Origin of the sequence: Streptomyces crystallinus (assembly GCF_039521265.1) — a bacterium.
Lineage (GTDB): Bacteria > Actinomycetota > Actinomycetes > Streptomycetales > Streptomycetaceae > Streptomyces > Streptomyces crystallinus.
In genome coordinates this window covers 39,406-51,370 of the sequence record NZ_BAAACA010000037.1, presented here as the reverse complement: position 1 = coordinate 51,370, position 11,965 = coordinate 39,406, and the positions used below count along the sequence as shown (strand labels likewise).

Annotated in this window: 11 protein-coding genes; 7 read left to right on the top strand and 4 right to left on the bottom strand. The window is 74.6% G+C overall.

From position 1 onward, the window contains the following. Positions 1-72: 72 nt before the first annotated feature. Positions 73-1,065 carry an SAM-dependent methyltransferase gene (locus ABD236_RS25505; RefSeq protein ID WP_425543949.1) on the bottom strand — a complete coding sequence of 331 codons (993 nt, stop codon included), beginning with the start codon at positions 1,063-1,065 and terminating at the stop codon, positions 73-75. A gap of 208 nt (positions 1,066-1,273) precedes the next feature. Here ABD236_RS25505 and ABD236_RS25500 point away from each other — a divergent pair, with 208 nt between their 5' ends. After that, on the top strand, positions 1,274-2,482 hold the full coding sequence (locus tag ABD236_RS25500) for a sensor histidine kinase (protein ID WP_344077261.1): 1,209 nt from the start codon (positions 1,274-1,276) through the stop codon (positions 2,480-2,482). 110 nt (positions 2,483-2,592) lie between these two features. After that, the gene (locus tag ABD236_RS25495) at positions 2,593-3,264 is read left to right on the top strand and encodes a response regulator transcription factor (protein WP_344077259.1); all 672 of its coding nucleotides are present in this window, start codon (positions 2,593-2,595) and stop codon (positions 3,262-3,264) included. A 23-nt stretch (positions 3,265-3,287) separates the two neighbouring features. On the opposite strand, the gene ABD236_RS25490 is transcribed toward ABD236_RS25495, so the two are convergent. Further along, the gene (locus tag ABD236_RS25490) at positions 3,288-3,602 is read right to left on the bottom strand and encodes an ArsR/SmtB family transcription factor (protein WP_344077257.1); all 315 of its coding nucleotides are present in this window, start codon (positions 3,600-3,602) and stop codon (positions 3,288-3,290) included. A gap of 131 nt (positions 3,603-3,733) precedes the next feature. Here ABD236_RS25490 and ABD236_RS25485 point away from each other — a divergent pair, with 131 nt between their 5' ends. Beyond that, complete coding sequence (locus ABD236_RS25485) at positions 3,734-4,708, top strand: quinone oxidoreductase family protein (RefSeq protein ID WP_344077254.1); 975 nt, start codon at positions 3,734-3,736, stop codon at positions 4,706-4,708. A gap of 863 nt (positions 4,709-5,571) precedes the next feature. On the opposite strand, the gene ABD236_RS25480 is transcribed toward ABD236_RS25485, so the two are convergent. Then, on the bottom strand, positions 5,572-6,660 hold the full coding sequence (locus ABD236_RS25480; RefSeq protein ID WP_344077252.1) for a DUF5937 family protein: 1,089 nt from the start codon (positions 6,658-6,660) through the stop codon (positions 5,572-5,574). Positions 6,661-6,758: 98 nt separating this feature from the next. Here ABD236_RS25480 and ABD236_RS25475 point away from each other — a divergent pair, with 98 nt between their 5' ends. After that, positions 6,759-6,983: a hypothetical protein gene (locus ABD236_RS25475; protein WP_344077250.1), complete on the top strand. Its 225-nt coding sequence runs from the start codon at positions 6,759-6,761 to the stop codon at positions 6,981-6,983. 27 nt (positions 6,984-7,010) lie between these two features. Here ABD236_RS25475 and ABD236_RS25470 read toward each other — a convergent pair whose 3' ends face one another. Next, positions 7,011-8,240: a threonine aldolase family protein gene (locus tag ABD236_RS25470; RefSeq protein WP_344077248.1), complete on the bottom strand. Its 1,230-nt coding sequence runs from the start codon at positions 8,238-8,240 to the stop codon at positions 7,011-7,013. A gap of 115 nt (positions 8,241-8,355) precedes the next feature. On the opposite strand from ABD236_RS25470, the gene ABD236_RS25465 reads away from it, so the two are divergent. Genes ABD236_RS25465 through ABD236_RS25455 form a run of 3 tightly spaced genes read left to right on the top strand, consistent with a single transcriptional unit; the run spans position 8,356 to position 11,965 of the window. Continuing rightward, on the top strand, positions 8,356-9,255 hold the full coding sequence (locus tag ABD236_RS25465) for a Rossmann-like and DUF2520 domain-containing protein (RefSeq protein WP_344077245.1): 900 nt from the start codon (positions 8,356-8,358) through the stop codon (positions 9,253-9,255). Further along, the gene (gene panC, locus ABD236_RS25460) at positions 9,252-10,238 is read left to right on the top strand and encodes a pantoate--beta-alanine ligase (RefSeq protein WP_344077243.1); all 987 of its coding nucleotides are present in this window, start codon (positions 9,252-9,254) and stop codon (positions 10,236-10,238) included. Before ABD236_RS25465 ends, panC begins: the two co-directional genes overlap by 4 nt. Continuing rightward, positions 10,235-11,965: an L-aspartate oxidase gene (locus ABD236_RS25455; protein WP_344077241.1), complete on the top strand. Its 1,731-nt coding sequence runs from the start codon at positions 10,235-10,237 to the stop codon at positions 11,963-11,965. The genes panC and ABD236_RS25455 overlap by 4 nt, the downstream gene beginning before the upstream one ends.

Below are 11,965 nucleotides of genomic sequence, written 5' to 3'. Positions count from 1 at the left end.
GGGGCGGACTACCTAGGGGCGCGGGGAACTGCGCGAGCAACCACCCACTCACCCGCAGACGAGGACCGGGCATCACACCTGGCGCCGTACCCACCAGAAGTCCCCCAGCCCGCCCCGCCCCACCAGCTCCGCTGCCTCCCCCGCCCGGGCCAGTGCCCTGACGTAGGACGCCGGGTCCGTCGTCGCCAGGGACAGCGGCGGGCGCGCCCCCGAGACGCCGAGCTCGGCCAGGGCGTCCCGCTGGGAGACGACGGACGCGCCCGGACCCGCGCACGCGTCCACCGCCACATGCGAGGTGATGTCGCAGCTGCCGTCCGGTACGGGCGTCACCTCCCGCCCCGCCCGGAACCCCGTCAGCGTGCCGTAGGGGGGACGGTCGGACGCCGTGTGCCCATAGTCCACCGCCACCGCCAGCCCCGCCGACAGCGTCGCCACCGCCGCCGCCCACGCCGCGTCCCGGGGGCGCCCCACCTCCGCCCGCGCCCCCGGCTCGCGCAGCGGCCACCACCGCTCCAGCCAGGCCGCGTCCTCGCCGGAGACGGGCGCGCCCAGGCGCTCGGTGCCGTCGGGGCGGACCAGGACCTCGCGCGGCACGCCGTCCCCGTCGGCCTCGGCCACGTCCACCGGCACGTTGTCCAGCCACTCGTTGGCGAACAGCAGGCCCCGGACGCCGGAGGGCGGCTCCGCGAGCCACGTGACGCGCTCGTCGAGGCCGGGCGGACGCGCCGCGCGCTCCACGGCGTACGCCCGTACGGGGAATCCGGCGGGCAGCGCGGCCAGTACGCCCGTGACGAGCTCCCCGCGCCCCGCCGCCATGTCCACGAAGGCCACCTCGCCGCCCCCGAGCCCCCCGGCCACCTCCTCCAGGAGCCGCGCCGCGGCCCCGGCGAAGAGCGGCGAGGCGTGCACGGAGGTACGGAAGTGACCCGCGGGGCCCTCGGGGCGCAGATAGAAGCCCCCGGGGCCGTACAGGGCCCGCTCGGTGGCCGCCCGCCAGCCCGACCAGCCGCCCCGCGGACCCGTCGCCGAACCGCCGCCGCCCTCGTCGCCCACCTCGTGATTCACAGCAGAAGGCTAGGGCCTGTCCGATGGGTCCGGTCGGCCTCGGCCCCGAGGGCCTTTCGCCGCAGATGGGCGTGCCAGACCCCCGCGTGCCGACCGGACCCATCGGACAGGTCCTAGGCGCCCTCCACCTTGGGGAGTACGCCCCGGCGGCCCGGATCGACCCTCCGGTTGACCCTGGCACCGATCCGGCATCCCTACGCTGGGTTACGTGCAGCGCCTCTACGACTTCATCCGCAGACACCCGACCGCGGTCGACACCCTCTGGGCGGTCTTCCTCCTCGGGATCTCCGGCATGTCGCTCGTTTCCGGCGGCGTCAGCCACGGCTCGACGCCGATGGCCCTGCTGGTCGCCGTGGGCCTGAGCGCCGTCGTGGCGCTGCGCCGCCGCGCACCCGAGAAAATGGTGGTGCTCGCGGCCGGGCTGGGCCTGGCCCAGCTGGCGCTCGACGTCAGTCCGAACGTGTCGGACTTCGCCCTGCTGGTCGCCAGCTACACCGCCGCCGCCATCGGAGAGCGCTGGGCCTCGCGGTTCGCCCTGGTGGGCTCGCTGCTCGCGGCGGTGATCGCGATGGTGCGCTGGCCCGACTACAGCGACGCCGAGGGCAGCAGCCCCGGGCAGACGGTCTTCTTCGTCGTCGTCATGACGGTCCCGTTCCTCCTCGCCTGGGTCCTCGGCGACTCCATGCGCACCCGCCGGGCCTACTTCGCCCAGCTGGAGGAGCGCGCCGCCCGCCTGGAGAAGGAGCGCGAGGCGCAGGCCAAGGTCGCGGTCGCCGCCGAGCGCGCCCGGATCGCCCGCGAGCTGCACGACGTCGTCGCCCACAACGTCTCGGTGATGGTGGTGCAGGCGGACGGCGCCGCGTACGTCATGGAGAGCGCGCCCGACCAGGCGAAGATCGCCCTGGAGACCATCTCGATGACCGGGCGCCAGGCGCTCGCCGAGATGCGCCGCCTGCTGGGCGTCCTGCGCACGGGCGAGCACCGGGAGGCGGGGGAGTATGTGCCGCAGCCCGATGTCGAGCAGATCGAGGAGCTGGTCGAGCAGGTGCGCACGGCCGGGCTCACCGTGGACTTCAAGATCGAGGGAACCCCGCGCCCGCTCCCCAGCGGCGTCGAGCTCACCGCGTACCGGATCGTGCAGGAGGCGCTGACCAACACGCGCAAGCACGGCGGCCCGGAGGCGGGCGCCAGCGTCCGGCTGGTCTACTTCGACGACGGGCTCGGCCTGCTGGTCGAGGACGACGGGCGCGGGGCGGCGCACGAGATGTACGAGGACGGCGGCGCCGACGGCCAGGGGCACGGCCTGATCGGCATGCGCGAGCGCGTCGGCATGGTGGGAGGCACCCTGGACGCGGGGCCGCGGCCGGGCGGCGGCTTCCGCATCAGCGCCCTGCTGCCGCTGAAGCCCGCCCAGTAGGAGCCCGCCGCGTAGTTTCCGTACGCACCAGGTTTTCGCGTACGCCGAAGTCCTCGTACGCCGAGTTCTTGTCGCCGAAGTTCTTGTACGTCGTGATGGAGAGGGACCCGATGACGATCCGCGTGATGCTCGTCGACGACCAGGTGCTGCTGCGCACCGGCTTCCGGATGGTGCTCGCCGCCCAGCCGGACATGGAGGTCGTCGCCGAGGCGGGCGACGGCGCGGAGGCGATCGAGATCCTCCGCGCGACCGCCGTGGACGTGGTGCTGATGGACGTGCGCATGCCGCGGCTGGACGGGGTGGAGGCGACCCGGCGGATCTGCTCGGCCGAGACGCACCCCAAGGTGCTGATCCTGACCACCTTCGACCTGGACGAGTACGCGTTCTCCGGGCTCAAGGCGGGCGCCAGCGGCTTCATGCTCAAGGATGTGCCCCCGGCCGAACTGCTGGGCGCCATCCGCTCGGTGCACAGCGGCGACGCGGTCGTGGCCCCCTCCACCACCCGGCGCCTCCTCGACCGGTTCGCCCCGATGCTGCCGACCACCGGCAAGGACCAGGGCCCCGGCGGCGCCATGGACAAGCTGACCGAGCGCGAGCGCGAGGTCATGCTGCTGGTCGCGCAGGGCCTCTCGAATGGCGAGATCGCGGCGCGTCTGGTCCTCTCCGAGGCCACCGTGAAGACCCATGTCGGCCGGATCCTGACGAAGCTGGGGCTGCGCGACCGGGTCCAGGTGGTCGTCCTCGCGTACGAGTCGGGGCTGGTGCGGGCCGGCGGGCTCTGAGCCGCCGTCCGCCCCGCGCTTCCTCAGTCGCCGCGCAGGACGAGGTCGAGCAGCCCCGGGAAGCGCTCGTCGAACTCCGTGCGGCGCAGCCGGTTGATGCGCTTGGGCCCGTCGTCGCGCTGCTCGACCAGACCGGCCGCGCGCAGCACCGAGAAGTGGTGGCTCAGCGCCGCCTTGCGCACCGGCACGTCGAAGGAGCCGCAGCTGCGCGTCCACTCCTGCGAGGCGGCCAGCTCCCGTACGAGCTGGATGCGGACCGGGTCACCGAGCGCGTCCAGGGCCGTGATCAGCGAGACCTTGTCGGGGTGGGTGTGTTCGGGTGCCGCGCGATGGGTCATCGCTGTCCTTCCTCCTGGCCGGGCCGGCGGTGCGGCGCGTGCGCTCCCTTGTCGAGTGTTCGACGGGCGTCGTACACTTCCGAGTGTTCGACTTTCATTGAACACTTTAGGCGTCGAGGGGGCCCTACGTCATGCGTGCGATTCAGGTCAGCGAGCTGGGCGGTCCGGAAGTGCTGCGGCTGGTGGAGGCCGAGGCCCCCCGCCCCGGTCCCGGTGAGGTCTCCGTCGACGTCCACTACGCCGGGGTCAACTTCGCCGAGGTGAAGGCCCGTTCGGAGGGCTACCGGGTGCGGTCCCTGCCGTTCGTGCCGGGTCTGGAGGTCTCCGGGCGGGTACGGGAGCTGGGCGCGGGGGTCGAGGGGCTCGCGGTCGGGCAGGAGGTCGCCGCGATGGCCGAGGGCGGCGGGTACGCGGAGGTCGCCGTCGTCCCCGCCGCCACCGTCTTCCCGGTGCCCGAGGGCGTCGGCCTGCGCGCCGCCGCCACGCTCCCCACCGTCCTGCCGACCGCGCACGCGCTGGTCCACGAGGTGGGGCGGCTGCGGGCCGGGGAGAGCGTGCTGGTCCAGGGCGCGGCGGGCGGCGTCGGCACGGCCGTCGGCCAACTCGCCCGGCTCGCGGGCGCGGGCGCGGTCTACGGCGTGGTGTCCAGCGAGGCCAAGGCGGCGTACGCGCGCGAGCACGGTTACGACGACGTGTTCCTCACCGGCTCCTTCCCCGAGGACGTGCGCCGGGTGACCGGCGGCCGGGGCGTCGACCTCGTCCTCGACCCGGTCGGCGGCGAGACGCTGCGGCGGGGCCTGGACGTGCTGGCCCTGTTCGGGCGGCTCGTCTCGTACGGGAACGCGGGCGGTGAGGGGCCGTGGCAGGTGGGCCAGCCCGAGCTCTACCCGGGGGCGCGCTCGGTGGCGGGCTTCTCCATCCTGGGCCTGGCCGCCACGGCCCCGGCGGCGCTGCGTGAACTGTCGTCCCGAGCGGTCGCCTTGGCGGCGGGCGGAGCCGTGGAGCTGCCGGTGACGGCCGAGTTCCCCCTGGCCGCGGCCCCGGAGGCGCATCGCCTGATGGAGAGCCGCGAGTCTGTGGGGAAGCTGGTGCTGCGCGTCCGCTGAGGTGGTGCCCGGCCTTCGTCTGCGACCCGGTGACGGGTTGCCCGCGCGCCTGCTTGTGCCCGGCTTTTGTCCGCGGGCCGGTGGTGGGTTGCCCGCGCGCCTGCTTTGGCCCGGCTTTTGTCTGCGGCTCGGTGGCGGGTTGCCCGCGCGCCTGCTTGTGCCCGGCCTCTGTCTGCGGGCCGGTGGTGGGTTGCCCGCGCGCCTGCTTTGGCCCGGCCTTTGTCTGCGGCTCGGTGGTGGGTTGCTCGCGCAGTTCCCCGCGCCCCTAACCCCGTGTTCGTCTGCGGGCCGGTGGCCGCTTCTCGCGCAGTTCCCCGCGCCCCTGGAAACCCTCGTTCGTCTGCGGACCGTGGCCGCTTCTCGCGCAGTTCCCCGCGCCCCTGGAAACCCTCGTTCGTCTGCGGACCGTGGCCGCTTCTCGCGCAGTTCCCCGCGCCCCTGGAAACCCTCGTTCGTCTGCGGGTCGTGGCCGCTTCTCGCGCAGTTCCCCGCGCCCCTAAAAGCCCGGGGCTGAGCCGGTTGCTTCGGTTGGCCGCGCGCCTCTGAAGCCGACGGCGAGCTGCGTTCTTCGGCTGGCCGCGCGCCACCTCTGAAGCCCGTGGCTGGGCTGGGTTCTTCGGCTGACCTCGCGTTCCTGAGAGCTTGTGGCTGAGCAAAGTTTCCCGGCGACGGCGGACTACCCAGGGGCGCGGGGAACTGCGCGAGCAACCGGCCACGGTCCGCAGGCGAAGGGGGTTTTCAGGGGCGCGGGGAACTGCGCGAGAAGAGGCCACCGGCCCGCAGGCGAAGACCGGGCCCATAGAGGGGCGCGGGGAACTGCGCGAGTGGCCCACCACCGGGTCGCAGACAAAGGCCGGGCACCCTCAGCGGAGCACCCCCTCCAAGAAGTCGCTGCCCAGGCGGGCAACCACAGCCACATCCAGCTGATGCAACACATACCGGCCCCGCCGCTGCGTCGTCAGCAGGCCCGCCTTCTTCATCACCGCGAGATGACGGGACACCTCCGGCGCGGAGATCCCGTACGCGTCGGCGAGCTCACCCGTCGTGTACGCCCCCCGCGCCAGACTCCGGCACAACCGCATCCGCATGGGATGCGCCACCGCCTCCAGCCGCGCCTTCACCACGTCCACCGGCTCCGCCCCGCCCAACTCCCCCGTGGGGACCGGGTACTGGACCACCGGCTGCCACCCCGGCGCGTGCAGCGCGAACAGATGCGGCCAGCCGAACGCGGTCGGGATGAACGTCAGCCCGCTGCCCGCCGCGCTCGTACGCCCATGGGTCAGCTTGTCCACCACGACCCGGCAGCCCAGCCCGTCCTCCTCGAGGGCGACGGCGGGGGAGACGGCAGCGACCGCCTCCGCCAGGCCCTTGCGGCGCAGGAGCTCCGTCTTGTGCCGGGCGTCGGCCGCCAGTTGCACCCGTACGCGCTGCCAGGTCTCCCCGAAGAACGCGGCCTCGCAGTCTTCGAGGAGCCGCCGTATCCACGCGCGCGCCCCCGGCGGGTCGAGCAGCATCCGCTTCACGAAGGCGGCCTGGCGCGGCCCGCGCGCGGCGGCGAGGTCCAGGGCGCGCTCCCGCATCCGCGCGTCGACCAGCGGGGACGGCGCCCCCGCGTTGTAGAGGCTCGCGCAGGAGATCTCCAGCGCCGCCGCCACGTACTTCTCGTCGTCCATCCCGTCGAGGTCGTCCAGCTCCTCGGCCAGCGTCTCGCGGGGGCGCGGCGGCAGCAGGATGTCGGAGCGGGTGGCCCGCCACAGGAAGTCCGCCTCGTGCAGCCGGTCGGCCAGCTCCGGCTTGAGCGAGGCCGCCGTGGCGGTGGTCCAGCCGTGCAGCCGGGCGTGGTGCGCGGGCTCGGACAGCGCGTGCAGGGCGGCGCCCAGCTCGGCCAGGGGAGAGGGGCCGAAGACGATCCGCTCCGGCGGCAGGCCCGTGATGTCGATGCACACGCTCATGGGCCCATGGTGCACCTCGCCACTGACAGCGCCCCCGTCATTTGACGCCCCTGGTCAATCGGCGCGACGGACGGCCACGGGCGGCGCAGCCTGGATACATGGACGCCATCCAGCAGCAGATGCTCGACACCTACCGCGCCGCCCGCCTCCAGGAGGCGCCGCCCCCACTGCCGGGCACGTACGACGTACGCACCCTGCGCGAACTGCGGGACTACCGCCGCTTCGAAGCGGTCCTCTCCGGCCACCTGGCCCACGGCCGGCTGCGCGCCGCCCTCGCCCGCCTGCTGCCCTCACCCCGCCACCGCACCCCGGCCTGCCGCTGAGCGGCCACGCGCGGCTCCAGGACCCGCCTAGCCCAGCCTCCGTACGAACTCCGCCACCGCGTCCCGTACGTCCCGCGCCGACCACTCAAGGCCCGGCTCCGTCACCGTCAGCTCGGTGCAGGAGACTCCGGGCGGGCCGGCCGAGGCGGGGAACCAGCGCCGGAAGAGCGTCACGCTCGTCTCCTCCGACTGGCCGAGCCCGGCCTCGTCCAGGGCGTCCGCCCCGTACGGCAGCCACACCTGGAACTGGTGGGTGTGCGGCACCGGCGGGTTGATCCGGAACCACGGCACGCCCGCCTCGGTGAAGCCGTCCGCCAGGGCCTCGGCCACCACGCGCGCGTGGGCGACGTACGAGGGGAGCTTCGGCAGCACCCGGTCCAGGCCCACCAGCGCGGACAGGGCCGCCGGATACTGCTGGAAGAGCTGGCCCCCGTAGCGGTGGCGCCAGGTGCGCGCCTCGTCGACCAGCGACTCCGGCCCGACGAGGGCGGCTCCCGACAGGCCCTCCAAGGTCTTGTAGTACGACACGTAGACGCTGTCCGCGAGCCGTGCGATCTCCTCCAGCGGGCGGTCGAAGTGCACGGCGCACTCCCACAGCCGTGCGCCGTCGAAGTGCACCACCGCGTCCCGCTCGCGGGCCGCCTCGACCACGTCGGTCAGCTCCTGCCAGGTGGGCAGGACGAACCCGGCGTCCCGCAGCGGCAGTTCCAGCATCAGCGCGCCGAACGGCTCCTCGAAGTCCCGTACCTCCTCGGCCGTGGGCAGCCGGGGCGCGGTCGTCGGGTGGACCGTGCGCAGCCCGCTCACCGTGCCGAAGGCGCGCCGCTCGTGCACCTCGGGGTGGGCGAGCGGGTGCAGCGCCACCGTCGCGTTCCCGGTGCGCCCCGCCCAGGCCCGCAGCGCGGCCTGCTGGGCCATGGTGCCGGTCGGGAAGAAGGCCGCCGCCGGGAAGCCCAGCAGGGCGGCGGTGCGCCGCTCCAGCTCGGCGACCGGTCCGTCACCGTAGAAGTCCGGCATCTCGGTGGTGTCGTACACCGCGCGCGCGTCGGCGGCCAGCGTGGTCAGCCGCTCGCCCATGCCGAACTCGCCGGGCATCCGGCACAGCGTGCGCTCCGAGGCGCGCCACGCCGCGATCCTGCGCCGGCGCGCGTCCTGCCCGCCGCCCTCCCCGCCCGGACCGCCCTCCTCCGGACCGACCTCCTCCGGGCCGTTGCCGATCCCGTCCCGCTGGTCTTCCAGAACCTGCTGATCTTCCATGTCCCGATCATCGCCCACAGCCTGTGGACAACCACAGGGGTTTCGATACCTGGGCGTAGCATGACGGGGAAATCGTCCGGTACCCCTCGCGGACTGGAACGGAAGGCCCCGCCGCGTGAACGCACAACCAGAGACCCGCCCAGCCCGCCTCACCGTCGGAGTCGTCGGTGCGGGCCGGGTCGGCCCCGCCCTCGCCGCCTCGCTGAAGCTCGCCGGACACCGCCCGGTGGCCGTCTCCGGCGTCTCGGACGCCTCCGTGCGCCGGGCCGCCGCCCTGCTGCCGGACGTGCCCCTGGTGCCGCCCGCCGAGGTGCTGGCCGCCGCCGACCTGGTGCTGCTCACCGTCCCCGACGACGCCCTGCCGGGCCTGGTGGAGGGCCTCGCCGAGACCGGCGCCGTCCGCCCCGGCCAGCTCCTGGTGCACACCTCCGGGCGGTACGGGACGGACGTGCTCGCGCCCGCCACGCGCGCGGGGGCGCTGCCGCTGGCCCTGCACCCCGCGATGACGTTCACCGGGACCGCGGTCGACGTACAGCGCCTGGCCGGGTGCTCGTTCGGCGTCACCGCGCCCGAGGAGCTGCGGCTCGCCGCGGAGGCGCTGGTCATCGAGATGGGCGGCGAGCCGGAGTGGATCGAGGAGGAGAACCGCCCGCTCTACCACGCGGCCCTCGCCCTGGGCGCCAACCACCTCGTCACCCTGGTGGCCCAGTCCATGGAGCTGCTGCGCAAGGCCGGAGTCGGCTCCCCCGACCGCATGCTGGGCCCGCTCCTGGGGGCGGCGCTCGACAACGCGCTGCGCTCCGGCGACGCGGCCCTGACCGGGCCCGTCGCGCGCGGCGACGCGGGCACGGTCGCGGCGCACGTCGCCGAACTGCGCAAGCACGCCCCCGTCACGGTCGCCGGATACCTCGCCATGGCCCGTACGACCGCCGACCGGGCGCTCGCCCACGGCCTGCTGAAGCCCGAGCTCGCCGAGGACCTGCTGGGTGTGCTCGCGGACGGAGAGAACCGATGACCCTTCTGGTCCGCACCGCCGCCGAACTGGCCGCCCTGGAGCGCACCGGCCGCCGCGCCGTCGTCATGACCATGGGCGCCCTGCACGAGGGACACGCCACGCTGGTGCGCACCGCGCGCGAGAGCGTCGGCCCCGGCGGCCAGGTCGTCGTCACGGTCTTCGTGAACCCTCTGCAGTTCGGCGCGGGCGAAGACCTCGACCGCTATCCGCGCACCCTGGACGCCGACGTCGAACTGGCCGGACAGGCCGGCGCGGACGCGGTGTTCGCGCCCTCCGTGGACGAGGTCTACCCCGGCGGCGAGCCGCAGGTGCGCATCACCGCGGGCCCGATGGGCGAGCGCCTCGAAGGCGCCTCGCGGCCCGGCCACTTCGACGGCATGCTCACCGTCGTCGCCAAGCTCCTCCACCTCACCGCCCCCGACCTGGCGCTGTTCGGCCAGAAGGACGCCCAGCAGCTGGCGCTGATCCGGCGCATGGCCCGGGACCTCAACTTCCCCGTGGAGATCGTCGGCGTGCCCACGGTGCGCGAGGCGGACGGGCTCGCCCTCTCCAGCCGCAACCGCTACCTCTCGCCGCAGGAGCGCACCACCGCGCTCGCGCTGTCGCGCGCGCTGTTCGCGGCCCGCGACCGGCTGACGGCCGAGCACGCGCTCCACGCGCGCGCCGCGGCCACCCACGCCTCCTCCGGGCGCTCGCTGGCGCTCTCCCGGATCGGCGAGGCCCGCGCCGCCGCCGACGCGTACGCGGTGGAGGCGGCCGGGCCGTCCCCCGCGGTCGTGCGCGCCGCCGCCCAGGGCGTCCTGGACGAGGCCGCCAAGGCGGAGCCGCCGCTGGCCCTGGACTATCTGGCCCTCATCGACCCGGCGACGTTCGACGAGGCCGGCGACGGCTTCGCCGGGGAGGCGGTCCTCGCGGTCGCCGCGCGCGTCGGCACCACCCGCCTGATCGACAACATCCCGCTGAACTTCGGAGCCCCCGCATGACCAGGACGACCGACGGCCCGGCCCGGACCGGCATACGGCTGGACGCGCCCGCCCCGGGCTGGGCCATCGACGCGGACGTCGTGGTCGTCGGCTCCGGCGTCGCGGGTCTCACCGCGGCGCTGCGCTGCACCGCCGCCGGGCTCACCACCGTGGTGGTCACCAAGGCGCGGCTCGACGACGGCTCCACGCGCTGGGCGCAGGGCGGCATCGCGGCGGCTCTCGGTGAGGGGGACACTCCTCAGCAGCACCTGGACGACACGCTGGTGGCGGGCGCGGGCCTGTGCGACGAAAGCGCGGTGCGCGCCCTGGTCACCGAGGGGCCGGACGCGGTGCGGCGGTTGATCGCCACCGGTGCCCACTTCGACACCGACGACTCCGGCGCCATCTCGTTGACCCGCGAGGGCGGCCACCACCGCCGCCGCATCGCCCACGCGGGCGGCGACGCCACCGGCGCCGAGATCTCGCGCGCGCTGGTCGAGGCGGTCCGCGAACAGGCCGTACGGACCATCGAGAACGCGCTCGTCCTCGACCTCCTGCGGGACGAGGACGGCCGCACCGCGGGCATCACCCTGCACGTCATGGGCGAGGGCCAGCACGACGGCGTGGGAGCCGTCCACGCCCCCGCCGTGGTGCTCGCCACCGGCGGTATGGGCCAGGTCTTCTCGGCCACCACGAACCCGGCCGTCTCCACGGGCGACGGCGTCGCCCTGGCGCTGCGTGCCGGCGCCGAGATCTCCGACCTGGAGTTCGTCCAGTTCCACCCGACCGTGCTCTTCCTGGGCGCCGACTCCGAGGGCCAGCAGCCGCTGGTCTCCGAGGCGGTACGGGGCGAGGGCGCCCACCTGGTCGACGCCTCGGGCACCCGCTTCATGCTGGGGCAGCACGAGCTGGCCGAGCTCGCCCCCCGCGACATCGTCGCCAAGGCCATCACCCGCCAGATGCAGGCCCACGGCACCGAGCACATGTACCTGGACGCGCGGCACTTCGGCGCCGAGATGTGGGAGCAGCGCTTCCCCACCATCCTGGCCGCCTGCCGCAGTCACGGCATCGACCCGGTCACCGAGCCGATCCCGGTCGCCCCGGCCGCCCACTACGCCTCCGGAGGCGTACGCACCGACCTGCACGGCCGCACCACGGTGCCGGGCCTCTACGCGTGCGGCGAAGTCGCCTGCACCGGCGTCCACGGCGCCAACCGTCTCGCCTCCAACTCCCTGCTCGAAGGCCTGGTGTTCGCCGAACGCATCGCGGCCGACATCGCGACCGGCGGCCACGCGCGCGAGGGCGGCGCCCCCCGGGCGGCCGAGACCCCCGAGGACGCGCCCACCTGCCCGCTGCTCGTGCCCGAGGCCCGGATCCAGATCCAGCGGACCATGACCGGCGGCGCGGGCGTGCTGCGCTCCGCCGACAGCCTCGCCGCGGCCGCCGCCCGCCTGGAGGCGATCCGGGCCGACGCCGACGGACCCGACGAGCGCAAGGCCGCCGAGCCCGGCGTGGACGCGTGGGAGACCACCAACCTGCTGCTCGTCGCGCGCGTCCTGGTCGCCGCGGCCGCCGCCCGCGAGGAGACCCGCGGCTGCCACTGGCGCGAGGACCGGCCCGACCGTGACGACGCGGACTGGCGCCGCCACCTCGTCGTACGGGTGACACCGGACCGTACGCTCGACGTCCGCCGTACCGATTCCGCAGACTTCCCCCCGACAGTCGCCGACGCCCCCAGGGAGCCGTAA